21 protein-coding genes are annotated in these 23,141 nt (G+C 64.5%); 10 read left to right on the top strand and 11 right to left on the bottom strand.

All coding sequences use genetic code 11. The annotated features are described in order from the left end of the window. The first annotated feature begins 36 nt into the window (after positions 1 to 36). Both EV686_RS04750 and EV686_RS04745 read left to right on the top strand, forming a co-directional pair. The gene (locus EV686_RS04750) at positions 37 to 735 is read left to right on the top strand and encodes a succinate dehydrogenase iron-sulfur subunit (RefSeq protein ID WP_132474065.1); all 699 of its coding nucleotides are present in this window, start codon (positions 37 to 39) and stop codon (positions 733 to 735) included. 55 nt (positions 736 to 790) lie between these two features. Then, complete coding sequence (locus EV686_RS04745) at positions 791 to 1,237, top strand: CBS domain-containing protein (protein WP_243650744.1); 447 nt, start codon at positions 791 to 793, stop codon at positions 1,235 to 1,237. 25 nt (positions 1,238 to 1,262) lie between these two features. Here EV686_RS04745 and EV686_RS04740 read toward each other — a convergent pair whose 3' ends face one another. Both EV686_RS04740 and EV686_RS04735 read right to left on the bottom strand, forming a co-directional pair. Beyond that, a complete protein-coding gene (locus tag EV686_RS04740) occupies positions 1,263 to 2,840 on the bottom strand; it encodes an NAD(P)H-hydrate dehydratase (protein WP_132474061.1) in 1,578 nt (525 codons plus the stop codon). 177 nt (positions 2,841 to 3,017) lie between these two features. Continuing rightward, entirely contained in the window at positions 3,018 to 3,500 is a 483-nt protein-coding gene (locus tag EV686_RS04735; protein WP_132474059.1) for a YajQ family cyclic di-GMP-binding protein, read from the bottom strand. Between the two features lie 312 nt (positions 3,501 to 3,812). Here EV686_RS04735 and argH point away from each other — a divergent pair, with 312 nt between their 5' ends. After that, the gene (gene argH, locus EV686_RS04730; protein WP_132474057.1) at positions 3,813 to 5,342 is read left to right on the top strand and encodes an argininosuccinate lyase; all 1,530 of its coding nucleotides are present in this window, start codon (positions 3,813 to 3,815) and stop codon (positions 5,340 to 5,342) included. 113 nt (positions 5,343 to 5,455) lie between these two features. Then, the gene (locus tag EV686_RS04725) at positions 5,456 to 6,436 is read left to right on the top strand and encodes a Bug family tripartite tricarboxylate transporter substrate binding protein (protein ID WP_165972501.1); all 981 of its coding nucleotides are present in this window, start codon (positions 5,456 to 5,458) and stop codon (positions 6,434 to 6,436) included. Positions 6,437 to 6,558: 122 nt separating this feature from the next. On the opposite strand, the gene EV686_RS04720 is transcribed toward EV686_RS04725, so the two are convergent. Beyond that, positions 6,559 to 7,458: a LysR family transcriptional regulator gene (locus tag EV686_RS04720; protein ID WP_132474053.1), complete on the bottom strand. Its 900-nt coding sequence runs from the start codon at positions 7,456 to 7,458 to the stop codon at positions 6,559 to 6,561. Between the two features lie 192 nt (positions 7,459 to 7,650). Here EV686_RS04720 and EV686_RS04715 point away from each other — a divergent pair, with 192 nt between their 5' ends. Together EV686_RS04715 and EV686_RS04710 are read left to right on the top strand one after the other, a co-directional pair. Next, positions 7,651 to 8,910 carry an MFS transporter gene (locus EV686_RS04715; RefSeq protein WP_165972500.1) on the top strand — a complete coding sequence of 420 codons (1,260 nt, stop codon included), beginning with the start codon at positions 7,651 to 7,653 and terminating at the stop codon, positions 8,908 to 8,910. Positions 8,911 to 8,918: 8 nt separating this feature from the next. Next, a complete protein-coding gene (locus tag EV686_RS04710) occupies positions 8,919 to 9,800 on the top strand; it encodes a LysR family transcriptional regulator (RefSeq protein ID WP_132474049.1) in 882 nt (293 codons plus the stop codon). A 74-nt stretch (positions 9,801 to 9,874) separates the two neighbouring features. Here the strand turns inward: EV686_RS04710 and EV686_RS04705 are convergent, their stop codons facing one another. Further along, the gene (locus tag EV686_RS04705) at positions 9,875 to 10,927 is read right to left on the bottom strand and encodes an AMP-binding protein (RefSeq protein WP_132474047.1); all 1,053 of its coding nucleotides are present in this window, start codon (positions 10,925 to 10,927) and stop codon (positions 9,875 to 9,877) included. A 185-nt stretch (positions 10,928 to 11,112) separates the two neighbouring features. On the opposite strand from EV686_RS04705, the gene EV686_RS04700 reads away from it, so the two are divergent. The 3 genes from EV686_RS04700 to EV686_RS04690 all read left to right on the top strand — a co-directional run bounded on the left by EV686_RS04700 (position 11,113) and on the right by EV686_RS04690 (position 15,529). Then, a complete protein-coding gene (locus EV686_RS04700) occupies positions 11,113 to 12,246 on the top strand; it encodes a metallophosphoesterase family protein (RefSeq protein WP_132474045.1) in 1,134 nt (377 codons plus the stop codon). Continuing rightward, entirely contained in the window at positions 12,243 to 14,906 is a 2,664-nt protein-coding gene (locus EV686_RS04695) for an AAA family ATPase (protein ID WP_132474043.1), read from the top strand. Before EV686_RS04700 ends, EV686_RS04695 begins: the two co-directional genes overlap by 4 nt. Before the next feature lie 62 nt (positions 14,907 to 14,968). Then, positions 14,969 to 15,529, top strand: a complete 561-nt coding sequence (locus tag EV686_RS04690) for a DNA-3-methyladenine glycosylase I (RefSeq protein WP_132474041.1) — start codon at positions 14,969 to 14,971, stop codon at positions 15,527 to 15,529. An 11-nt stretch (positions 15,530 to 15,540) separates the two neighbouring features. On the opposite strand, the gene EV686_RS04685 is transcribed toward EV686_RS04690, so the two are convergent. After that, positions 15,541 to 15,969: a DUF4395 family protein gene (locus tag EV686_RS04685; protein WP_132474039.1), complete on the bottom strand. Its 429-nt coding sequence runs from the start codon at positions 15,967 to 15,969 to the stop codon at positions 15,541 to 15,543. A gap of 183 nt (positions 15,970 to 16,152) precedes the next feature. Here EV686_RS04685 and EV686_RS04680 point away from each other — a divergent pair, with 183 nt between their 5' ends. Then, positions 16,153 to 16,632 carry a YkgJ family cysteine cluster protein gene (locus tag EV686_RS04680; protein WP_132474859.1) on the top strand — a complete coding sequence of 160 codons (480 nt, stop codon included), beginning with the start codon at positions 16,153 to 16,155 and terminating at the stop codon, positions 16,630 to 16,632. Positions 16,633 to 16,799: 167 nt separating this feature from the next. Here EV686_RS04680 and EV686_RS04675 read toward each other — a convergent pair whose 3' ends face one another. The 6 genes from EV686_RS04675 to EV686_RS04650 form a co-directional block, all read right to left on the bottom strand. Then, positions 16,800 to 17,846 carry a type II secretion system protein gene (locus EV686_RS04675; RefSeq protein WP_132474037.1) on the bottom strand — a complete coding sequence of 349 codons (1,047 nt, stop codon included), beginning with the start codon at positions 17,844 to 17,846 and terminating at the stop codon, positions 16,800 to 16,802. 4 nt (positions 17,847 to 17,850) lie between these two features. Then, positions 17,851 to 18,450, bottom strand: coding sequence for a pilin (locus EV686_RS04670; RefSeq protein ID WP_132474035.1), 600 nt, complete (start codon positions 18,448 to 18,450; stop codon positions 17,851 to 17,853). 117 nt (positions 18,451 to 18,567) lie between these two features. Next, complete coding sequence (locus EV686_RS04665; RefSeq protein WP_132474033.1) at positions 18,568 to 19,710, bottom strand: general secretion pathway protein; 1,143 nt, start codon at positions 19,708 to 19,710, stop codon at positions 18,568 to 18,570. Then, entirely contained in the window at positions 19,707 to 21,416 is a 1,710-nt protein-coding gene (locus EV686_RS04660; protein ID WP_165972499.1) for an ATPase, T2SS/T4P/T4SS family, read from the bottom strand. Before EV686_RS04660 ends, EV686_RS04665 begins: the two co-directional genes overlap by 4 nt. Further along, positions 21,403 to 21,867, bottom strand: a complete 465-nt coding sequence (locus EV686_RS04655; RefSeq protein WP_132474029.1) for a hypothetical protein — start codon at positions 21,865 to 21,867, stop codon at positions 21,403 to 21,405. Before EV686_RS04655 ends, EV686_RS04660 begins: the two co-directional genes overlap by 14 nt. Beyond that, positions 21,854 to 23,140, bottom strand: a complete 1,287-nt coding sequence (locus tag EV686_RS04650; protein ID WP_132474027.1) for a hypothetical protein — start codon at positions 23,138 to 23,140, stop codon at positions 21,854 to 21,856. Before EV686_RS04650 ends, EV686_RS04655 begins: the two co-directional genes overlap by 14 nt. Between the last annotated feature and the right edge of the window lies 1 nt (position 23,141).

Here is a 23,141-nt window from a genome sequence, read left to right as displayed (position 1 = left end):
CCCCGCCGGCCGCGATATTTCATACAGGAACCAGACATGCGACTCTCGATATACCGATTCGATCCAGACCTCGACACAAGACCCAGGATGCAGGATTTCGACGTGGAGCCCGGGCCCAACGACCACATGCTGCTGGACGTCATCCTGCGCATCAAGCGGGAAATCGACGATTCCCTGGGCATACGCAAATCCTGTCGGGAAGGCGTTTGCGGCTCGGATGCCATCAATATCAACGGCCGCAACGGGCTTGCCTGTATCACGCCGGTGCGCTCCCTGAAAGGAACGGTCGTGCTGCGCCCCTTGCCCACGTTTCCCGTCATTCGCGACCTGATCGTCGACATGACACAATTCTACAAACAGTACTGGTCGATCAAGCCGTACCTGATCAATCATGATCCCCCGCCCGACAAGGAACGCCTGCAGGCGCCCGAACAGCGCGAACTGCTCGACGGCCTGTACGAATGCATCCTGTGCGCCTGCTGTTCGAGCCAATGTCCCTCCTATTGGTGGAATCCTGACAAATTCGTCGGTCCCGCCGGACTGTTGAACGCCTATCGCTTTATCGTAGACGGCCGCGACCAGGCTACCGAAGAGCGGCTGGACGACCTGAACGACGCATATCGCCTGTTCCGCTGCCGCACCATCATGAACTGCACCGAAGTCTGTCCCAAGGGGCTCGAACCCTCGCGCGCGATCGAGCACATCCGGCTGGCGATGACGCAGCGCTCGATATAGGCGGGCACGTATTCCGGCCCAGTCCATACCTCCCTGACAAGGCAAAGGAATGACTATGCCACTCGTCCAAGCAATACTTCCCGCCGCCAGCAAGCGGCTGATCACGATCCAGACCACGGCGCCGCTGGTGGATGCGGCCAAGCTGCTGAGCACCATGAACATAAGCCTGATTGTCGTGTGCAATCTGGAGGGCTTCATGTCCGGAGTGGTCACGAAAAGCGACGTGGTGCGTCAAATCAGCGTCTGCGAAGGCTGCAGTTGCAAGACCATGGTGTCCGAGGTCATGAGCGGGAATGTCGTAACGTGCCATCCGGACCAGGATCTTTACGATATCTGGCTTCTGATGAAGAACAGGAAGCTGAAACAGATTCCTGTGAGCAGCCAGGATGCGCGGCCTCTGGGGCTGCTATACGCGAATGAGGCGCTGGAAGTGCTGCTGAAAGAAGAGGAGTATGAAAAGCTGCTGCTGCGGGACTACGTCATGGGCGTCGGCTACCGCTAGTCCGCCAGGGCTGCGGGCGGCAACGCTATCGCCGCATGCCTTGCCTGCCCGATGCGGGATGAATCAGGCGCAGCACGGCCGGCAGGCCCGCCGGCAAATCATCGGCGATCAGTCCCGGCCCGAACGCCCGGGCGACCTCGCCGTGCAGCCAGGCCGCCGCGCAGGCGGCTTCGAAGACCGGCATGCCCTGCGCCGCCAGCCCGGCGATCATGCCGGTCAATACATCCCCGGCGCCGCCCGTGGCCAGCGTGGGCGGCGCATTGGTATTGATGACGGCGCGGCCATCCGGCGCGGCGATGACGGTGTCCGCCCCCTTGAGCAACACGATCGCGCCGCTCTCCCGGGCCGCCTGCCGCGTCTTCGACAGCTTGTCGCCGTTTGCGGCAAGAGAAGGGAACAATCTGGCGAACTCGCCTTCATGCGGCGTCAGTACGCATGGCCCCTCGATGGCCCGGAATAAATCGGAGGGGGACAGGGAAGCGGCGCTGCGCGTCTTCTCGAAAACACTGAGCGCGTCCGCGTCCAGAACGGTAACGCGGCGCAGCGAGAGCACATGCAGGACCAGTTGCTCCAGCCACCGCTGAACGCCCGCCCCCGGTCCTACCGCAATGGCGGATTTGCGCGGATCCCGCAGCTGGGAGTGCAGCCCGGCATCGTCCTGCCAGCCTTGCAGCATGATGCTGGCAGGCGTGCTGGCATACAAAGGCAGCGAGCCCTGCGAAACAAGCAGCGTCGTCAGCCCCGATCCAATGCGTGCCGCAGCCGTAGCCGTCAGTCTCGCGGCGCCCGCCATCACGGCGCCGCCGATTACGACCGTGTGGCCCCTGTGATACTTGTGTCCTTCCATACTCGGCCAAGGGTAGCCGTCATGCCAAAGCGAGATATCGTTTTCGAAGACCAGGTTCCCTGGATCGACGCTCCCAGCTTCGTCCGACGCGCCTGACAGGCCATGCAGGACATGAGCCGGAATGCCGATATCGACAACCGCCACCTCGCCGCACAGCAGTCGGCCGGGCAACAGCACGTGCCCCGGCTTCTTGCGGAAGAATGTCACGGTCAGATCCGCCCTGACGGCAAGACCGCCCAGCGCCTGGCCGGTCGCTCCGTCGATGCCGCTGGGCATATCGACCGCGCATACCGGCGCAGTGCCCGCGTTCACGGACTCCACGAATCGCGCGACGACGCCTTCCAGCGGCCTGGCCAGCCCTGCGCCGAACAGGGCGTCGACCACGAGGTCCACAGATTCCGGCACGGTTTCCGGCAAGGGCGACACATCGCCCTGCCATTGCTGCGCATGCCATGCCGCATCGCCGCGCAGGGCCTGCCGTTCGCCCGCCAGCGCCAGATCGACCTGCCAGCCGGATGCCGCCAGGTGCCGCGCAATGACGAAGCCGTCTCCGCCGTTGTTGCCCGGGCCGCAGGCGACCAGCGCGCGTCCTGGGGGCCAGCGCGACATGATGGCCTGAGCGACGGCGGCGCCGGCGTTTTCCATCAGGACGGTTCCCGCAATTCCCGAGGCAATGGCTGCCGTATCCGCCCTGCCCATTTCGGCAGGCGTGAGCAGGCGAAATTCGCTATCGTGGAAGTCCTGCGTATGGCTCATGATGACCGCCCTTCAGCCGCCTGCTTCGTTCAGGCCGCAAACTATCGTGCACGACGTGGGAAATCGCGCACCGACGAAAAAATGCCCCCACGCTGCGCCTTCGGCTTGCTGCCCCCCAAAGGGGGCGCTTTTTGCCTAGGGGCGGCCCGGCGACAAAACAACGCCGGCGCGTGCGCATCAATCCCGGAAGTTGTTGAACTGCAGGGGCAGATCGACATCGGTCTTGCGCAGCAGAGCGATGGCTTCCTGCAGGTCGTCGCGCTTCTTGCCGCTGACGCGCACTTTGTCGCCATTGATCTGGGCCTCGACCTTGAGCTTCGCGCCCTTGAGAGCCGCGATCAGCTTCTTGGAAATCGCCTGCTCGATGCCCTGGCGCACCGTGATCTTCTGGCGGGCGCCGGCCACGTTCTCCAGCGGATCGGCCACTTCCAGGCAACGCACGTCTATGCCGCGCGCCGACAGGCGGCCGCGCAGGATGTCCAGCATCTGCTTGAGCTGGAACGCACTGGAAGCTTCCTGGGTGACGACGAACCCTTCCAGCGAAAACTTGGCGTCGGTTCCCTTGAAATCGAAGCGCGTGCTCAGTTCGCGGTTCGCCTGATCGACGGCATTGCGCAGTTCATGCGTATCCACTTCGGACACAATATCGAATGATGGCATGGCTGTTATCTATCCCTTGATTCATGAATACCGCGGGAATTCCGTCCCGCGCACGCCATTCAGTGTACAAAACCTGGGCCGAACCGTCCCGGCCGCGGTGATGTGAGTGTGCCCGCCTTGCGTCAACCCCGCAACGGCGCCAATGAGTGCACACTTGCAAGCCCTGCAAATGATTATCCGGCAAACAAAACAACCATTTGGTTAATTAAAAGTGAAATTAATTCGCTTATGGTTTTTATCGATCTCCTCTAGACTGCGCTCCATCGTCGTTGAAACAGGCTTTCCCGCAAAGGGACTGCACAGGAGCGCATCATGTCCGTCTACCGGGACGCCAACATCCGTCTAAGCGAAACCGTCCATCCACAGCTGACAGCCACGTGTCTGCCCGGCCCCGATGAGTCCGTACTGGGCCAATACGCCCGCATGCGTCCGCAACTGGCCGCATTCCATGCCTTCGACAAGGCGCATATCGTGATGCTGGCCGAGCAGCGCCTGCTGGATCGGGCGGATGCCGCCGCCATGCTGCGGGTATTCCGGGACATGGAGCAATCGGATCCCATCAAAATCCGCGCCGCCACCTCCGAAAACATGCATTCCGGCGAAGCGCTGCTCGTGCAGGCGCTCGGCAAGGAGATCGCGGGAAAGCTGCATCTGGGAAGAAGCTCGGGAGACCTGCTTGCCGTATCCTTCCGCATGACGCTGCGCGCGCGCCTGCTGGACTTGCTGGAAGAGCTCGGCGGCCTGCGCAAGGATCTGGTCCAGCTCGCCCGGCGCCATGTGGATACGGTCATGCCCGGCTATACCCATCTGCAGCACGCCCAGCCCCTGACATTCGGACACTACCTGTTGTCCATGCTCAGCGGATTCGACCGGGACATGGAGCGCTTTCGCGCGTTCTATGCCCGGCTGAATCAGAGCCCGGCCGGCGCCGCTATCCTGGTCGGATCGGCCTTCCCCCTCGATCGGCACCGGACTGCCAAGCTGCTGGGCTTCGACGGACTGGCGCTCAATACGCGCGATGCCGTCTGGGGCCGCGACCTGGAAATCGAAGCTCACGCCCTGGCCACCATCCTGGCCGGCAACGTCAATCGCCTGGCCGAAGACCTGATGCTGTGGAGCGCACCGGAATACGGCATGGTCGAATGCGCTGACGGCCTTTGCGGCACCAGCAGCATCATGCCGCAGAAGAAGAATCCGAACGGCCTGGAGCACCTGAAAGGCCTGGTCGCCACCAGCAGCGGCCTGCTGGTCAGCGCCGTCGTCGTCAACAAGAACCCATCGACCGCGCCCGTCTTTGAATGGATACACGCCTTGTCCGACCATTGGCGTTCTTACGACGAGCTGATCTCCGGGTTGCCACTGATGCGCGCCGTCCTGCAGACACTGGTCGTGCACGGCGAGCGCATGGAGACGCTGGCCGGCAGCCACGGCGCCACCATCACCGACCTGGCCGCGCTCATCGTGGAACAGGCGGGCCGCTCATGGCGCAACGCGCACCAGATCGCCGGCATCGCTGTCCGTCTGGCTCTGGAAGCCGGCAAGACGCCATCGGCGATCGATGCCGAGATCCTGGAACGGGCATCCGGTCTCCTCGATGGCCGCACGCTTGGCCTGCCGATGAGCGCCATCGCAAACGCGCTGGACGCCAGGGCTTCCGTGTCGCGCCAGCAATTGCCGGGCGGCCCGTCGGCAGCCCGCATGGCCGAGGCTCTGGCGCTGCACGAAGCCTCGCTGGATGCTGACACGGCATGGCTGAGCTCCACTCTGCAGTCCCAGGCCGATGCCGCGCAGGAGCTGGAGTCGGCCATCGACGGCCTGCTGGCGGACGACCGCACAGGCTGACGGCCGGCAAGAGATGAAAGGCAGGAACACGACGATCCCCGTCGACCCGACGGCTCCGGCAAGCCCGGCGCATGCGGACAAATGGAAACATCGATGATGAAGAGGAGCGGAAAATGAGACAATCCCGACGCAACTTTCTGTATGGCGCCGCCGCCGGCGCGCTGGCGCTGCACGGCCGGGCATGGGCGGCCCCAGGCAACTGGCCCGACCGTTCGATCCAGTTGGTCATGGGCTATCCGTCGGGCGGCGCCACCGACGGCGTGATGCGGCCCCTGGAAATGATTCTGCAGCGTGAACTGGGCCAGCCCGTCGTGTTCGACTATCGTCCCGGCGCCGGCGCGACCATCGCCGCCACGCACACCGCCCGGGCGAAGCCGGACGGCTATACGCTGCACGTGACCGACAGCGGTCCGATGACCATACTCCCCAACGGCAAGCAGCTCGCTTACGACCCGCTCAAGGATTTCACTCCCATCGGGCTGGTATGCGAAGGCGCCTCGATCATCGTGGCCCATCCCTCCCTGCCCGTCTCAAATCTGGGGGAGCTGATCGCCCTTGCCAAGGAAGAGCCCGGACAATTGCACTACGGCACCTCCGGCCTGGGCGGCGCTGCGCACCTGTCTGGCGAGCTCTTCCAGGCCGTGACAGGAGCTTCCCTGGAACACGTCCCGTACAAAGGTGGCAGCCAGGCCGCCATCGACCTGGTCGGCGGCCAGATTCCCCTGGCCTTCGCATCCACGGGAACGGCGCTGCCATTCGTCGAAACCGGCAAGATGAAACCCTTGGCCGTCACCTCGCGCAACAGGGTCGCCATTTTCCCCGACGTGCCCACGGTGGCGGAAGCCGGCTATCCCGACTATGACGCTACGGTCTGGTTCGCGATCGTCGCCCCGCCCAGCCTTCCCCGCCATATCGTCGACAAGGCTCATACGGCCCTGCAGACGGCGCTGAATACGCCCGAGGCCGGCAACGCCCTGCGCGCGCAGGGCTACGAGCCGGCGCCCGGTTCACCCGAAGATCTGCAGCGGCGGATCCAGGCGGACAATGAAAAGTGGCGAGCACTGATCCGCGACAAGCAGATCAAGTTCCAATAAGGCGGCGGCGTTCCCGCCCATGCGCGGCCGATACGTGCCATCTCGGCCGCGCATGCCGCATCATATTCACGGCGTACCCTGTTCCGGCTGCATGCCTTCCTCCACCTGGCGCCTAGGGCCTGTTAACAGGCCCTAGCATGTTCCAGGAAAAACCCGGCGGCGGGAAGCATGGGCAACTGGCCGTTCCAGATGATGCCAACGGCATCTTCCGGCGCCGGTACCGCCAGGGCAAGCGCCCGCCCGGTCGAGGCATCCATGAAGCGTTCCGCCACCCGGCGAGGCAGCAGGGTCAGGTAGGGCGACAGCCGGAACAAAGGCACGATCAGATTCACGTCGCTGGTTTCGACGAACTTCTCCGGCATGGACAGTCCTTCGTCCATCAGGGTCTTTTCGAGCAGATCCCGCATCAGCGTGCCTGGCACGGGCAGGCACCACGGGTATTGCAGCACGTCGGGCCATGCCAGGTCCGCCTTGGCCGCCAGCGGATGGGATGCGCTGGCCATCACGACGGCATCGTCGTGCAATACCTCCATGCACGAAAGCCCCATCTGCGTGATGACAGCGTTCAGCCGGGCGAAGAGGAACGACAGCTTCCCTTCTGCGACTTGCGCCAGCAGATCCGCCGATTCTCCTTCGACTAGCTCCACGCGCACCATCGGATACTGGCTGGAAAAGCTGGCGATCACCCTGGCCAGGAAAGGATTCAGCGAAACCGCCTTGACGCCGATGCGCAGTTCACCCTTGTGGCCGTGCGTCAGGGCATCCACCCGCTGTTCGAGCACGGCCAGCTCCGCCTTGATCGCGCGCGCAGAAGCGATCACCGTTTCCCCAAGCGGCGTCGGCGCTATCCAGCCTCGCCCCCGCTCGAACAGCGGCTCTCCGAGCAGGGCCTCCACTTCATTCAGCGCCTTGGAAACGGCCGCCGGCGATATGTGCAGGCTTTGCGCCACCTGCGCCAGGCTGCTGGCGTCGTGGATGGCGAGCACCAGCCTCAAATGCCTCAGCTTCAGCCGCTGGATCATCCCCTGCACCTTGCTGCCCCTGAAAATAGACGAACGTCGTGCAAGTTTACGTTTGCATCAGGATCGCCGCAACGGCGTTCGCCGCCCTCCGCGCTTCGGCGCATACGCAATGAGGCCGGGGAGCAGTCTACAATCCGGATGATTCGCATTTTCAATATGCCTACCCGCAGGCGCATCGCGCCGGAGCTGCAGATGACACTTTCCTCCCCCGACCCCTCGGCCGATCCGGCAGCCCTCCCCGCCGCCAACCGCGCAACCCGCACGATGATCTTCATCAGCGTCGCCTTTTCCGGGCTCGCCATGACGGTCATCCTGCCCATTCTCGCCCCGCTGATCCGCGAGCTCGGCCTGTCGGAAAGCCAGGGAGGCTGGATGGTCTCCATCGGCTCGGTCGCCATGGTGCTGATGGCGAACGTCTGGGGGCCCCGTAGCGATCGCACCGGCCGCAAGCCCGTCATCCTCGCGGGCTTCGCCGGCCTGTTCCTGGCCTACATCACGCATACCCTGGTGGTCTGGCTCGGCCTCGAAGGACTGCTGCTCGGACTTCCCCTGTTCCTGCTGCTGATCCTGACCCGCGCGCTGGTCGGCATGTTCATCCCCGCCGCCACGGCGGGCGCGCAAGCCTACATGGCCGACATCACCACGCCGGCCCAGCGCAGTTCCGGCATGGCCCTGATCAGCGCCGCCAACGGTGTGGGCATGGTGGTAGGTCCCGCGCTGGCGGGCACGCTGGCGCTGGCGGGGCTGATCTGGCCCATGCTGCTGGCTACCCTTCTTCCCCTGATTGCATTCCTTGTCGTCAGGCGCGGACTGCCGCATGTCGAGCCGCGCCAGCAGCCAGCGAAGGCAAGAATCAGCCCGTTGACTCCGGGGCTGCGCAACTGGCTGGTCGTCGCGCTGATGACCATGACCAGCATCGTCACGCTGCAGATCGTGGCCGGATTCTATTTCCAGGACCGCCTGGGTGTGGACACCAGGACCACCGCCCGCCTGCTTGCCGGAGCGCTGACCATCGTCGGTCTCGTCCTGGTGCTGACGCAGACTGTGCAGATCCGCTACCTGAAATGGCAGTCCCGCCGCCTGGCCATGGCGGGCGCCCCGCTGATGGCTGTCGGCATGCTCATCATGCTGAACACGCAGTCCGTGCCTGCCTATTACCTGGCCTATGCCTTCTTCGGTCTGAGCGGCGGATTGCTGTTTCCCGCTTTCATGTCCGGCGCATCGCTCAGCGTGGATCGCCACCACCAGGGAGCCGCGGCCGGCCTGGTCGCGTCGGCGCAGGGACTCGGCGCCATCCTGGCCCCCATTGTCAGCACGACGCTATATGAATACGATAAGGCACTCCCTTTCACGCTCCTGATAGGCTTGATGGTGATTGCCTGGATCGCCGCCTCCATGGCGCCCGCCCCGGCGATCAGTCCTCCGCCCAAGGCCGCTAACCCCAACGCCTGAGCATCTCCATGCGCTTGAGACACATAGAAATCTTCGAAGCCATCCGGCGTACCGGCACCCTGACTCAGGCGGCGAACCTGCTGCACATTTCACAACCGGCCGCCAGCAAGCTGCTGGCAAACGCGGAAGCGCAACTGGGCTTTCCCTTGTTCGAACGCGTCAAGGGACGGCTCGTCCCTACGCCGGAAGCCGACATCCTGGCACCCCGGATGTCGCGCCTGAGCCAGGACCTGGCCAACGCCAGGCGGCTGGCGCACAGCCTGAAGCAGGGCCGGCAAGGCCATCTGCGCATCGGCTGCACGCCAGCCATCGGCATGGCATTCCTGCCCGCGGTGGTTGCCGGCTTCCAGAAACGCAACCCAAGCGTCACTTTCGACATCCGCACCCAGCACACCTCCGAACTGATCGACAGCCTGCAGACACGCGACCTCGATCTGATCCTGACGCTCTCCGCCATGGGTTTCCCGGGGCTGCAGTTGCGGGAAATCGGTGGTACGGAGCTGGTGCGCCTCAGCCGCAATCCGCAGCCGCCCGTATCGTCGCTGTCCGATCTGGCTGGCATGCCCTTGATTCTGCTCGATGCCAGGGACTCCGCCGGCGCGTTGCTGCAGCAGGCGCTGGAGCATGCCGGGATTCCGGCCCAGCCCAGCATCCAGGTGCAGACGCATTATGTCGCCTGCGCCTTGGTGGAGGCCGGCTGCGGCGACGCCATCGTCGACGCGATGACGGCGCGCGCCATGACCAAGCCCGGCATGTACATCAGCCGCCTGGAGCCGGCCATCCGGATCCCTCTATGCGTCATGACGCATCATCACGAAGCCCAGGGAAGACTGCAGGCCGCCTTCATCGAAGCGCTGGAGGCGCAGGCCAGGGCCCCCTCCGTTTCCTGAACACGCGCCAGACACAATACTCGGCCCTCGGGACAAGTATTGCTTCGGCTGAAACCTATCGCGGGCGAACAGCCTTAGTCGCCAGCCTGGTCAACTCGTACCGAAAGCCCGCAGGTGCGAGGCAAGCATTGCGCATGCGTCAGTACGACTCCCTGCCGCTCCAGTCCCAGGATCACGTCCTGGACGGGCGGGTCTCCGGCTACCATGCCCTGCAACCCCGCCGCCTCTCGCGCCTGGCTCGCCGACAGGGCCTCCTGCAATCGTGCATGGACGTTCGCCGGCCCGCAATAATGGGTGACTCCGTGGGCCCCAATGAGCTCCGGCGCGCGATCGAAATGACCATCCCGAAGACAGACATTCACTCCTGCGCGCGCCGCCACCGACCACGACAGCGACCAGCCATTGCCATGAGGCATGGGTTGAGTCCATAGATAGGAGGCGTGCCGGGGCATGTCCCATTCCAGGATCACGGCCAGCGCACTGATGGCCGCGCCACGATGGCTGCACAGAAGGGACTCCAGGCCGCCGTCCGCGCAGGCGTAGCTGAGCGCGATGGCGTCGTTTTCGTCCTGGGGCAGCTTCCAGGCATAGGCTGGATCGCCCTGGGCAAGGAATTCCTCATAGCCGATGTCCCCCACCGGATTCGCCGCCCCCTCGAAGACGGGGTCGACGACATCGATGACAAACACGGGATGCCCAGAGCGGCGCAGATCGAGGGCATCGCGGGCGGATTCCGCGAACTCCGCGTCCACCAGGATCGCCTTCGCCCCGCTGTCATCCAGCATCTTCGCGATGACGGATGGCTCCTGGCGAGGATCCAGCGCGCAGAAGACAGCGCCCGCCATCGGGATGGCGAATCCGGCCTCCACCATGGCGGGCGTGTTGGGCAGCATGACGGCAACGACGTCGCCCTTGCCGATGCCCTCCTGCTTCAGCGCGCAGGCCAGGCTGCCGCATCTGGCATACAGCTGCAGCCAGGTGCGCTTGACGATCTGGTCTCCCGCTCCATGCGCGACGGCCAGGCGCTGCGGATGCATCGCCACCGTGCGCGCCAAAAAGGACAAAGGAGAAAGCGGCGCGTAGTCCACCTGCATTCCCGGCGGATTCCACCCCTGCGTACCAGTCATAATCGGCTCCGTATCGGTAGTGATAACATGCGTGACCGGGCCGGCTCCCCGGATTCTGCTGGATTATGGCACCATGGCGCTGTTCCCAAAACGAAGAACAGACGGCAGGCATGTGCATCTTCGCGCTCTTTGTGGCAGCGAAACGACGGCCTGCCGCGCAGGAACAGCTCACAAAGCAACGGACGATGAGAAAACTACTGCACACGGCGGACTGGCAAATCGGCAAGACCTTCGGGCAATTCTCGCCGGAAGATGCCGCCATTCTCACGGAATCCCGCTTCCAGGCGGTCGAAGCGCTGGCAGCGCTGGCCGCCGGGCGGCAGGTCGACGCCGTTCTTGTGGCGGGCGACGTATTCGACATGCAAAGCGTCAGCGACAGAACGCTGCACCGGCTGTTCCACGCCATGTCGGGCTACGGCGGCCCGTGGCTGCTGCTGCCCGGCAATCACGACGCCGCGCTGGCCGAGTCCGTCTGGACCCGCATCCGGCATCTGGGCGCGGCGCCGGACAATGTCAGGCTCTGCCTGGACAACACTCCTGTGCTACTCGAGTCCTCAAAGATTGCCGTCCTGCCCGCTCCATTGACGCAGCGCATCACCTACGACGACCTGACGCAGTGGTTCGATCGCGCAAGCTCGCCGGAAGGCTATCTGCGTATCGGCCTGGCGCACGGCAGCATCCAGGGACTCCTGGCGGACAACATCGACTCCAGCAATCCCATTGCTCCCGATCGCGCCGCGACGGCGCGGCTGGACTATCTCGCACTGGGAGACTGGCACGGAGCCCGCCGGATCGACGAACGCACCTGGTACAGCGGCACGCCGGAAACCGACCGCTTCCGCGCCAATGACTCCGGCAACGCGCTGCTCGTGGAACTCGCTCCAGAACAAGCGCCGTCCGTTTCGACGCACCGCGTCTCCCGCCATCAATGGCTATCCATCCGGTCGAGCCTCTACGGCGCCACGGATACGGATCAACTGCTGGCCCGACTGCAGGATGCCGGCACGGACCACGTCCTCCAGTTGCGCCTGGAGGGGCAACTGTCATTGACGGAATACCAGCGCCTGCAGCGCGCCCTGCAGCAGTTGCAAGGCAAAGTCCGCGCCATGGAGCTCGACTGCGAATCCCTGCGGGTCGAACCCAGCGACGACGACCTGCGCCAGTTGCATGCCGAAGGCTATCTGGCGCAGACACTGGAAGAGCTGCGGCAACTGCAACAGGGCGAGCAGTCCGCGCTGGCCCGCGATGCCTTGCTCATTCTCGGAGGACTGCTTGCCGAAACGCGACCCGCCGCACCCACGGAGGACGCTGGCGCATGAAGCTGACCCGCATCCGCCTCGAACAAGTCAGGAAATTCCGCGGCGCCATCGAAATCGACGGGCTGGAGCCCGGACTGAACCTGATCGTCGGCCCGAACGAGTCCGGGAAAAGCACGCTGGCAAGCGCCATACGCTCCGCCTTCTTCGAGCGCTACCGTTCCGTGGCAGCCGAATCCCTGCGTCCGCTCGGTGACAACAGCGCCGCCCCCGCCATCAGCATCGACTTCGATGTCGGAGGCACGGGCTACCGCCTCAGCAAGCGCTATCTCAGCCGGCCCAGGTGTGAACTCGCCGCCGGAGACCAGCGCTACGAAGGCAGCGAAGCCGAAGACCGCCTGGCCGCCCTGCTGGGCTATGAGTACGCCAAGTCCGGCGCCAGCCAGGCCAAGCACCAGGGCATCCCGGGGCTGCTGTGGATCGAACAGGGTCAGGCCCATGCGCTCGGCAGCGTGGTCGGGCATGCGATCGAGCACATCCGCTCCGCATTGGGCAGCGGATCCGGAGCATCGCAGGCATCGGAAGAAGCCGACAGCGTGATTTCGGCCGTGCAGGACATGCGCAATGCCCTGCTGACCCCCAGCACCGGTACGCCGCGCGGCAGCTACGCCGAGGCATTGCGCACCGTCGATACGCTGAGCGCCGAACTGGAACAGCTGCAGGCCGAAGCCGACAAATACCGCGCCTCCGTCGACCGTCTCGCCAACCTGCGGCTCGAGCATGCCGCCGGCGCAGAAGAGCGCCCATGGGAGGCACTGCGCCGGCAACAGCGCGATGCCGAACAACAGCGCGACGAAATCCGGAAACTGAGCGCCTCTCTCGAAGAAAAGACGCGAGAACGGACGGAGCTGGAAAACCGGGCATCGCTGCTGCACGACAGGCTCCAGACGCTGCTGCTGCAGGAACGGGAGCTCGAAGCGCGCGAGACCGCGCACGCAAAAGCGATGGAGGCCTTGCAGTCCGCCAGGGCGCAGGAAGCGCACCTGCAGCAGCGCTACGCCCAGGCGCACCAGCAGGTTCTGCAATCGGACGAAGCGCTTCAGTCCGCGCGCCGCCAACTGGAGGCGTCCCGACGCAGGGAGCAGCGTCAGGCGCTGGAACACCGGATCGCTCATTTGACGCACCAGCTCGAGCAGGCGCAGGCGCTCCAATCGAGACAGACCCGGCTTTCTGCAGAACTGGCCGAAATCGCCCTGCCCGACGGCGTGCTGGAACAGCTGCGCCAGCAGATCGCCAAACGGCGCGAGCTGGGCATCCGCCGGGAAACCATGGCCACCCGCCTTGCCTTCCGCCTGCAACCGGATGCGCAGGTCGCCCTGGACGGACAGGGGATCCGGGAGTCCGGCGAGCGGCTGCTGACGCAAGGCGCGACGCTTTCCGTTGCGGGCGTGGGTGAATTCACCATCACCCCAGGCGGAGACGATCTGGCCGCGCTGCAACAGGAGGACGCCGCGCTGGCGCGGCAGGTGGAAGCGCTGCAATCCGCCCACGACATCCGGGACCTCGCCCATGCGCAGGAGCGCCAGGAGAAAGCGCAGCATCTGCGAAACGATCTTGCATTGCTGCAGCGCGAACTGCTGCTGCGGGCGCCGGACGGCATCCAGGACATGCATAACCAGCTGGAGCAATTGCGCATCCAGCTGCAGGCATTGCCGGTACTGGACGAAGACGAATCGCGGCCGCCCGCGGATCCAGGCCCATCCCTGCAAGAAGCCGAAAGCGCTCATGCGCAGCACGCCAGGCTGCTGGAAACGGCCAAGCAGCAATGGCACCAGGCCCAACTGGACACGAGCCGCGCCCAAGCCCATGCCGAAACGGCCCAGCAGGAATACGACAAGGCCGGGGCCCTGCTGCGGGATGCCGGGCGCCAGGAACAGCAGCAGCGCTACCAGCGCCAACTGGTCGAGATCAACCTGTCGCTGGCGGATCTGCGCCAAAGCCTGCAAACCTTGCAGGACGGCATCCGCGCAGCCAGGCCGGACATACTCGAGCAGGATATCGCGCGCTACAGGCTCAGCGCGGAGCAGCAGGAGCAAGCGCACCATCAGCGGGCTGAGCAATTGCTGCGGCTGGAAGTGGAATTGCAGACGCTGGGAGCGCGTGGCCTGGACGAAGCGCTGGCCGACAAGCGGCAGGCGCTGGAACATGCCAGGCGCCGGACGGCGGAACTCGAACGCCGCGCCCGGGCGCTGGACTTCCTGCTGGACAGGCTGACCGCGCACCGCAGGCAGGCGACCCAGGCGCTGCAGGCTCCTCTGCAAGCACGCATGCTGCACTATCTGCGCCTGCTTTTCCCCGAGGCTTCCCTAGACCTGACGGAGCAGCTTGCCCCCGACAGACTGATACGGCCTGGCGGCCAGGGCCAGCAGGCGGAACTACTGGAACTGCTCAGCCACGGCGCCAGGGAGCAGCTTGGCATCATCGGCAGGCTGGCCTATGCCGATCTGCTGAAGGAAGCCGGACGCCCTACCTTCATCCTGCTGGATGACGCCCTTGTCCATACCGACGCCGAGCGCCTGGACCAGATGAAGCGCGTTCTGTTCGATGCCGCCACGCGCCACCAGATCCTCCTGCTTTCCTGCCATCCGGAAGCCTGGAGAGATCTTGGCGTACTGCCCCGGCACATGGACAGCCTGGCGGTCGCCCAGGGCTCGGGCGCATGATGCCGCCCGTCGCGCACCCTTGCCAATCACTCAATCTGCTTTTGCACACACCCGGGTAGAACATGAACAACCACACACGTTGCCGCTGGTGCTCCGGCGATCCGCTGTACCAAGCCTATCACGACCAGGAATGGGGCGTGCCTTCGCACGATGCGGCGCATCTGTTCGAGATGCTGCTGCTCGAAGGCTTCCAGGCCGGGCTTTCGTGGATCACCGTGCTGAAAAAACGCGACAGGTACCGCGAGGTGCTTTTCGGCTTCGATCCGGAAAAACTGGCCGCCATGAGCGATGCCCGGATCGAGGAACTCATGCAGGACAAAGGCATCATCCGCAACCGCCTGAAGCTGAATGCCGCGCGCCTGAACGCCCAGGCCTGGCTGCGGCTGGAGGATCCGGCAGCGCTGATCTGGTCCTTTACCGGCGGTAAGCCCATCGTCCACCATTATGCGCGCCAGGAAGATATTCCCGCCGTCAGTCCCGAGGCGGAGCAAATGAGCCGCGCGCTGAAAAAAGCCGGCTTCCGCTTCGTCGGCCCCACCATCTGCCATGCCTACATGCAGGCCGTCGGCTGCTTCATGGACCACACCACCGATTGCTTCCGCCACGATCAGCTCCGCCGCTGAAACCGGGATGCTCAGCCGTGCCTGGGCGGGAACCAGCGGTACCAAAGCCCATACACGGAGCATGCTGCGCAGAAAGAGAAAGCCCACTCCAGCGTGGTGAACACCATCAGCACAATGCAAGGAATTTTCCAGAAGTCACTGCCCAGCGCATAAGCCATCACCGATACCAGGCTGGCGATGAACAGGATCTTGTTCGCAAACATTTTGGCGCCCGCGTTCTCCTTTTTTCCGCCCCATCCGCGCGACTCGAAGAGCCTGGCCCACACGCGATGGGCCGGACATTTGTAATGCCCCAGGAAGCCGCGTACAAAGCCTTGCACCAGCGGAATGACCATCAGCCACGGCGTGACCAGCAAACTTGCGCCGCAGACGGCAAAGTTGACGAACGCCTCCCATCGGGTGACGTTGGACCAGACGGGCGGCAGATCGAAGCGAAGCATGTGAAACTCCTTCGGGAAAACAAGACAAGCCAGGAAATGGATTTCCTATTATATATTAGATTTATCTAAATTAGTATTTTCTAATTTATGTTACGACAATCGCGCCTGAGGCTGGCTTGCAACGAAACCACGCGAAAAGTCCGCGCATCCGCTAAAATTTCCGTCCCTTCGCGGAATTTCATGATGCGCCACCTACCGCCACACGAACACTTGGCCAGCCTGCCCGCAGCAGCGCCTCCGGCCGCCAACGACAGCGCCGCCAACAACCCCTGTCTCAGCTGCGGCGCTTGCTGCTCGCATTTCCGCGTTTCCTTCTACAGCGGAGAAATCGCCGGGGAAACCGGCGGCACAGTTCCCCCCGAGCTCGTCACTCAAATCGGTCCGCTGCGCGCCTGCATGAAAGGAACGGAGCTCGGAGGCAAGCCCTGCATCGCCTTGCGCGGGCAGGTCGGACAGGCAGGCGTGCATTGCAGCATCTATGAACTGCGCCCCTCTCCTTGCCGCGACTACCCCATATGGATGGAAGACGGCTCGCCAAATCCGGACTGCCAGCGCCTGCGCGCAGCCATCGGCCTGCCGCCGCTGCCTCCACGCCCCGACGACGAAGGCGACGACAACGATCCCGGAAACCACCCGCCGAGGCCGCACGATATCGCCGCTTGAGCTTGAGATCGTGCAGTGAAGAGTTCCGGCCCATCGGTCGGGGCTTCTCCTCTACAGCAAATACGCGGGAATTCCCAACGCTTCTCGCCGGGCAGCGCCGCTTTGAGTCACTCTCGCCTAAAGTCGGGAGCTTCCTCGCCACAATACGGGGGGGCTTGGGCGCGTGATCAATCGACGCAGAGATAGCCGATCGTGCGCCCCGAAGCCTCCGAGGCCGAAGCGACTCCGCTGTCGGATATCCGCAGCATGACGTAGCCGGCCGGGCACCAGCAGCCTTTCGTCACTGGATTGGCCGTGCTGGTTTTTTCCGGCGTCATGCAGCCATGCCTGCTGTTCGTGGAAAAACCGCCGCCCGCGCCCGGCGCGGTTCTCCAGGACCCATATCGGCAGAATAGGAGTCCTCCAGCCTGCTCCTGCGCAATCACGCCCTCCTCGGGGCAGGCCTCCGCCCTGACGGCGCGCGCGCCGATGGAGAGATAGGCAGAGGCCGAAACGGACCCTTCCGTGCCGATATCTCCCTTTACCCGCATCCCTCCCTGAAAATCCGGATCCCGCTTGTCGCGCACGCGCAAGTAATCCTCCTTGCCCGACAAGCCGGCTGCAAGCAGCGCCACCGTTCCCTCCGGCAAGGGCTGCACGCCCTCGCGCGGTGGGTTCTTCCAGGAAAACGATGGGCCGCGCACGAACTGGGGTGCGTTCGAGGACACTTGCCCTCCCTTCCCCCCGGCGGCCAGCAGCCACTGCGAAGCCAGCGCCCGCCAGCCATAATTCCCGCCATCGCCGTCGCGCCACAACACACCATGGACCAGTGCCTGCAAGACGCAATCCGTCTGGCATCCGGACACCGGGCCAACCGTGATATCCGCCCGGGCCCGCATTGGGCCTGTTTCAGGATAGCCCTGCGGCAGCAGCCCGTCGGCCTTGAATTCCGCGATCGAGGGGCTGCGCCAGTCGGCGTAACCGGCATCGGCCAGCGCGGCCGCCGGAGAGTCCGGAGTCAAGCGGCCGTCATAGCGCTGCAGGTAGCGCTGGGCCGCCGCGCGTACGCCATCCATCCAGGCATGGTGCGCATTCACTCCCGCCTGCTGCATCTCGCGCTTCCATGCACCGGCTGCCCAAACGGCGAACAAAAGAGCGATCAGCCCGGCGATCGCAAGCTCAAGCAGCACGAACCCTCGCTGTCGATGCCCGCCTGCGGATTGGCCGGCCTGCATGGACTCAGCTCACAACGAAGGTAAAGGTATTGCTGTCCCCCTTGCTGCAGCGCAACTGCGCCGCCAGGGCGCTGTATGACAGCGTTTCATCCTTCAGGACGGCAGCGGACTGCCCTTCGGCGGATAGCGTGATCCTGTCCGATACGCGCTGCAATACGGAGGCGATCGAGGGGCATGCGGCATGATTGACCTTGTCCAGCACGATGGAAAACGAGGCCCCTCCCCCCTGCGGCGCAACGGTCAATTCCCCGTTATTGCCCAGCCCGTGCAGAACCCGTGTCGTTCCCGAGCTCTCCCTGATGCTGATCACGCTGGAGTCGTGCAGGTATCTGGCCGCGGCATCCGTGCTGATGGAGGCATACGGCGCTCCCGTGCCATCGAAACTGCCCACCTGCGCCTGCAGGATGAAACGCACGAGATCCTCGCCCACCTTGGGCACCTTGTTTTCGATCAGGTAGCCGCTGATCGCTGGAATGCCAATGACCGCGAGCAGCAGCACGATCGCCGTCACGATGGATACCTCTACCAGCGAAAAGCCGCGCTGCGCCCGCAGTCGCCGGCTGTTCTCAGCCTGCGGCGGAGAAGCGCGCCGGCCGTCCGGCATTTTCTTTCCGGATGAGTCTTCATGCCTGCCGGCCCTGTGTACCAATTGATTCGCATACATACCTGCTCCTTCGTTCAGAAAAAAACCATGGAAATCCGTTGTTCGTGTTAACAGGCCCTAGGATGAGTACAGCAGCATCAACGCACGCCGGAACTCATCGATGACGGCGTAATGCCAAAGCACGCCGCCGAGAATGGACGCCACGCAGGACAACAGCAACACCCAGCGCAACAGCACCGCCTGGCGGCGTATCGCCTCCATCAGACAGTGCTCGAGGCGCCTTACCGTCAACTGCATGCCGGTCGACATGCCGCGCGCCCGCACCATATCGTCGAGAAACCAGAAATGCTCGCGGTCCAGCAAGCCCGTATCGAACACGCTCGCTCCCATGGCTCCGCCGTCCAGCCTGGCCAGCATTTCCTTCAGGTGGGTATCGGCCCAGGCAGCGGCATGCAAACGCTGCCCGGCCAGCGCCTGCCTGAGCTGAACGCGATTGGTATCCTGCGACTGGAGCGCAAGCTGCAGCATGGACAGGAAAGACAGGCTGTAGCGATAGCGATACAGGCTCCATGGAGGGAAACGGTCCAGCATGCGACGCATCCTTCCGCAATACGCATGCAGCGACCAGCGCGTCCACTGCGCGAAAAGCAGCAGCATGCCTAGAACGGCCCACCACTTTCCCTGCAACTGAGAGGCGAGCGCGATCAGGCGCACCGTGGCAGGACCGTGATGCCCGGCAGGCACCCTAGAAAATGCCTCGAGCAGACGAGGAACGCTGAACGCCGGGATCGCCGCCAGCACGAGACACATGACGGCCAGCGCTCCCCATGCCGCCATCAGCGTGGCATGTACATAGGCGCGGGACTCGTCCTCCAGGCGCACGATTCTCGCAAGATCAGCCAATGCCTGCCTGAGCATTGCATTTCCCAATTGCTGCGCGGCGCCTATCGCCGCCAGTTCCTGCTGCGGCACGCAGCCGCGCCAGGTATCGGACAGGATGCCTCCGGAAATGGCGTATCTCCCGATCCATTGGGAAGCCAGCCGGCCGCGCGGATGAGATGCTCCGTAACGCAGCACATCGTCGGCAAACACATCGCGCAGCGTGCGGCTGCCCCGCAAGCCTTCCAGCAAAGAGGCCAGGTAATCGAAATACGCCGCGCGGCGCCGAAGGAACCAGCGCTGGTCCGCGCGCAGGCGCCACTGCCCCGGGCGGGAAGACCGGCTCGACAGGTATGGGTTTCGCCGCGCCCATTCCTTCATATGCAGTCTCCGGGCCACCGTGGCGACGCAGGCATGAGGAATGCGGAAAAGCGCTCCTGCACATCCCGGGGATCCACCTGGCCGTCCAGCATTTTCCGCACAGCGGCGCCCAGCGCCGAATGCTTGTCCGGCCGTGCTCCGGGCAACGCACGATGCCGGGCAGGGAACAGGACCCTGCAATCCCCCTCATCGCGCGACGCATCGTCGCCAGGCGCCAGGATTTCCGCTGCAACCGTCCTTCCGACGTAGCCGTTCAATTCCGGCAATTCCCTGCGGCGGCAAGCCTCGCAGCCGCGCGGATCGCGCCAGCGTACGTGCCGGCAATCCTGCTGCAGCATTCGTTCCATCCTCCCGCTCCACTGCCGCCATGCCGCGCCCTGCCCGCCTGGAAGAACGCAAAGCTCCTGCAACCCGATTGCGCACCCGTCGCACACGACAGGCAGCAGCGCCTGATGGACGAGCAGCTTCAGAATACCCGGCGACATCAGCAGATCCCTGGGAATACCGATAAAGGAGGAGCACAGCCGATCCACGATGCCGGCCGCCGATGGCGCATGGACCGTGGTGTAGACGCCGACGCCCGAGCTGACGGAATCGGAGAACACTAGTCCGGTTTCACGGTCGCGGATTTCCCCGAGGCAGACATCGTCCAGCGCGGCGCGCTTCAGGCTGCGCAGCTTGGCCGTATAGGCCTCGTGCGAATCGCCGTGCAGGTCCCGGGCAATCGAATTCTGGATCACGCCCGGCAGCAGACGCTCCACCGGATCTTCGATAGTCACCACTTTGCGATGCGCGGGAACCAGGCCCAGCATGCTTGCCAGCGTCGTCGACTTGCCAGCCCCCACCGTTCCCGAAACGACGACCGCCCCTCCCTGCACGCCGACAGCCTGCCCTATGCGCGCCGCCTGCTCAGGAAAATAGCCCAGCGACTCCAAAGATATCTTGCCGCCGGCCTCGCTGCGATCCAGCAGGCGCAGGCAGACGCTGGGGCCCTGTTCAGCGGCCAGCGACGACCAGCGCAACATGAAGGGCCGGTCGCCGCACATTCTCGTCAGGCTGCCCTGCTGCTCCGATCCTGGGTCGAACACCGCGCCATTGCCGCCCCGGACATCCATCCAGGCGACGGACAGGATGTCCAGCACCATCCGGCTGGACAGGCTGCGAAAACGCTCCGGCTGGACATAGCGTCCTCCGATGGTAAAGCGCACCTGGGAGTGCGCCTGCCGAAGGCTGACATTGAAATGGATATCGCTGGCATGATGGGCAACCGCCCAATCCAGGACATCCTGAAATACATCCCCAAGCGCCGTGCCCGACTCTTCCAGCTCCCTGACGCCCGCCGGCTTCTGTCCGGACAAGGCATGCTGCCCCCTGGCAAGAGACAGCAACAATGGGGAGGCGACCGCATACCGCACAGGATGCGACAAACGGTAGCCGCACTCCAGCAGCCGCCGTTCCAGCGCATCCGCATGATCGCTGCGCACATAGCCCGGCGCGGCGAAAATGGCGACCGAGCCATCCTGCATTTCCACAGCCATCAGGCGCGATGCCATATCCTCCATGGCAAGGCGCTGCGCCATCGAAACCGCAACCCCAGGCTTCAGGGCGGCCAGGTCCCGAGGCGTTTCTATCGCGGGATCGCAAGCCTGCCCATCGTGCATGCCTCCCCATGGCGCGCGCACCTCGATATCGCTAGCGGCCCGCATGACCCGCTCCATCATGCGCAGGCCCGTTCACCGCATGCCTTGCCAGCATGTCCGGCAGGCAGGCTTCGGCGGAGCCTTCGTCGTGCTCCAGACTTGCGCAACGACCGGACATCCCGCGCAGGCGCAATGGCCCTTTCCCCGCCTCCCAGCCTACAGGATCGCGCCGGCCTGCCGGATAGCGATAGACGTGTCCGTCATACTTCACCTCTATCGACAGGCGGCCGCCCACGCCATAGACGGCCAGTAGCTCCGGCTTATGCTCGGGTTTCGCAACGCTTGCAGCGGAAGGCTCGCGCAGATCCAGCGACGCGGACGCGAAGCTTTCCATTTCCTGCCGCATCAGTTGCTCGAGCAGAGGCAGATGCGCATCCACGCCCGCCGCCGCGATATCGCCCCAGAGCAGCAACGGCACGGCCAGGCGCCGCAAACAGCGCAGGCTACATGGTTTCATGGATGTCTCCCGTGAGAACGATATTCAGCCTGCTGTCGCGCAATGCGGCGACGGCTTCAGAGCGATGCGCCAGCTCGATCCGGCTTAATGAGATTGGCTGCGCGTGCGCCAGCAGCAATGCGGCTGAACGCAGCGGGCCACTGAGCTGAAGGGGCCGGCGCGCCACGCGGGGAACCGACGGCGGCCTGGCAATGGCAGCCGCGCCGTCAGTATCCGGCAGCACCACCGTCATCGCCTCGGGCTGCCCCACGGATACCCGCTCGAATGCGGGCTCGATATGCTGCAATGCGCTCAGCAGGCTGCGATCCGTCGTTTCCCTGCCCTGCAGGACATCCAGCCTCAAGGGAGCGTCGCGATGCGACACATGCCAGCGCACGCGGATCTGGTCCAGCGCCATGACCTGAACCTTCCAGCCCGAGGGTATCTCCCGGAAAAATGCCTCGTTGTCCGCTCCGGCCTGTCCGCGCACATAAACGGCCTGGCAGTTCCAGCGCGCGCCCTCCGCCTGGCAAATGACATGCAGCAAGGACCAGCCCCCGATGCCCACCGGTACCGCATACACCGACCGCAACAAGGCCTCGCCGGCCACTGTTCCGGTTTGTCTTGCAGCCAGCTGTCGCTCTGTCGCATCCCGCCACAAGGCATGCGCATTCGCTTCCGAAGCCGGGCCGGACATGTCCGGTACTGCCTCGTCGCGCCATGCCGGGTACAGCAGTCCCGGAACCAGCAATGCCGGCAACAGCCACCGCCAGCGCCCGGCCGCCAGGTTGCGCAACGAGGCGATCCGCTCGAGCTGGCTGTGCCTGCCAGCCTGTCCCGCCAGCACTTCCAGCGAAAACATGGAGGGATCGGCAAGAGCATCGATCACCTGCAACTGCGCATAGACTTGGCGCAATTCGTCCGCGATGCGCCCGGCCTGCGCCGCACTGTCGCAAAAGCAGTCGGTCCTTGAAACGACAGTGCCTTCGTGGCAGGCGACCGTCCAGACGCCCATGTTTTCGATCGGCGCCATCAGCAGCACGGAGCCTGCCGCATGCAATGAAGCAACGCACTGCGCTGCCGAATGCATGGCCATGCCTCGTCTTGCGCCGCCTCCGGGAGAGCCATGGCCGACCGCGGCCATGACACCGCCGGGAAAAACCATGTGCGTTGAGCCCGCCCTGCGGCTTGCGCCCAGGGCCTGGGCCCTGCCGTCGCCACCGATGACCGGCTCCCACGCCAGTCCGAAGACCAGCACCAGCCCGGAGCATTCGCGCTGCGTCATGGCCGCCATG

Source organism: Paracandidimonas soli (assembly GCF_004342005.1).
Lineage (GTDB): Bacteria > Pseudomonadota > Gammaproteobacteria > Burkholderiales > Burkholderiaceae_B > Paracandidimonas > Paracandidimonas soli.
The sequence above is the reverse complement of the archived record's forward strand: the minus strand, read 5'-3'. Positions and strand labels throughout refer to the sequence as shown.

What these genes read in the sequence shown, in the direction of transcription:
- EV686_RS04710 (WP_132474049.1), top strand. Translation starts at nt 8,919, where the DNA reads ATGCGCTTGAGACACATAGAAATCTTCGAAGCCATCCGGCGTACCGGC.
- EV686_RS04750 (WP_132474065.1), top strand. Translation starts at nt 37, where the DNA reads ATGCGACTCTCGATATACCGATTCGATCCAGACCTCGACACAAGACCC.
- EV686_RS04695 (WP_132474043.1), top strand. Translation starts at nt 12,243, where the DNA reads ATGAAGCTGACCCGCATCCGCCTCGAACAAGTCAGGAAATTCCGCGGC.
- EV686_RS04685 (WP_132474039.1), bottom strand. Translation starts at nt 15,969, where the DNA reads ATGCTTCGCTTCGATCTGCCGCCCGTCTGGTCCAACGTCACCCGATGG.
- EV686_RS04680 (WP_132474859.1), top strand. Translation starts at nt 16,153, where the DNA reads ATGCGCCACCTACCGCCACACGAACACTTGGCCAGCCTGCCCGCAGCA.
- argH (WP_132474057.1), top strand. Translation starts at nt 3,813, where the DNA reads ATGTCCGTCTACCGGGACGCCAACATCCGTCTAAGCGAAACCGTCCAT.
- EV686_RS04675 (WP_132474037.1), bottom strand. Translation starts at nt 17,846, where the DNA reads ATGCAGGCCGGCCAATCCGCAGGCGGGCATCGACAGCGAGGGTTCGTG.
- EV686_RS04725 (WP_165972501.1), top strand. Translation starts at nt 5,456, where the DNA reads ATGAGACAATCCCGACGCAACTTTCTGTATGGCGCCGCCGCCGGCGCG.
- EV686_RS04720 (WP_132474053.1), bottom strand. Translation starts at nt 7,458, where the DNA reads ATGATCCAGCGGCTGAAGCTGAGGCATTTGAGGCTGGTGCTCGCCATC.
- EV686_RS04740 (WP_132474061.1), bottom strand. Translation starts at nt 2,840, where the DNA reads ATGAGCCATACGCAGGACTTCCACGATAGCGAATTTCGCCTGCTCACG.
- EV686_RS04650 (WP_132474027.1), bottom strand. Translation starts at nt 23,140, where the DNA reads ATGGCGGCCATGACGCAGCGCGAATGCTCCGGGCTGGTGCTGGTCTTC.
- EV686_RS04655 (WP_132474029.1), bottom strand. Translation starts at nt 21,867, where the DNA reads ATGAAACCATGTAGCCTGCGCTGTTTGCGGCGCCTGGCCGTGCCGTTG.
- EV686_RS04660 (WP_165972499.1), bottom strand. Translation starts at nt 21,416, where the DNA reads ATGCGGGCCGCTAGCGATATCGAGGTGCGCGCGCCATGGGGAGGCATG.
- EV686_RS04665 (WP_132474033.1), bottom strand. Translation starts at nt 19,710, where the DNA reads ATGAAGGAATGGGCGCGGCGAAACCCATACCTGTCGAGCCGGTCTTCC.
- EV686_RS04715 (WP_165972500.1), top strand. Translation starts at nt 7,651, where the DNA reads ATGACACTTTCCTCCCCCGACCCCTCGGCCGATCCGGCAGCCCTCCCC.
- EV686_RS04705 (WP_132474047.1), bottom strand. Translation starts at nt 10,927, where the DNA reads ATGACTGGTACGCAGGGGTGGAATCCGCCGGGAATGCAGGTGGACTAC.
- EV686_RS04670 (WP_132474035.1), bottom strand. Translation starts at nt 18,450, where the DNA reads ATGCCGGACGGCCGGCGCGCTTCTCCGCCGCAGGCTGAGAACAGCCGG.
- EV686_RS04735 (WP_132474059.1), bottom strand. Translation starts at nt 3,500, where the DNA reads ATGCCATCATTCGATATTGTGTCCGAAGTGGATACGCATGAACTGCGC.
- EV686_RS04690 (WP_132474041.1), top strand. Translation starts at nt 14,969, where the DNA reads ATGAACAACCACACACGTTGCCGCTGGTGCTCCGGCGATCCGCTGTAC.
- EV686_RS04745 (WP_243650744.1), top strand. Translation starts at nt 791, where the DNA reads ATGCCACTCGTCCAAGCAATACTTCCCGCCGCCAGCAAGCGGCTGATC.
- EV686_RS04700 (WP_132474045.1), top strand. Translation starts at nt 11,113, where the DNA reads ATGAGAAAACTACTGCACACGGCGGACTGGCAAATCGGCAAGACCTTC.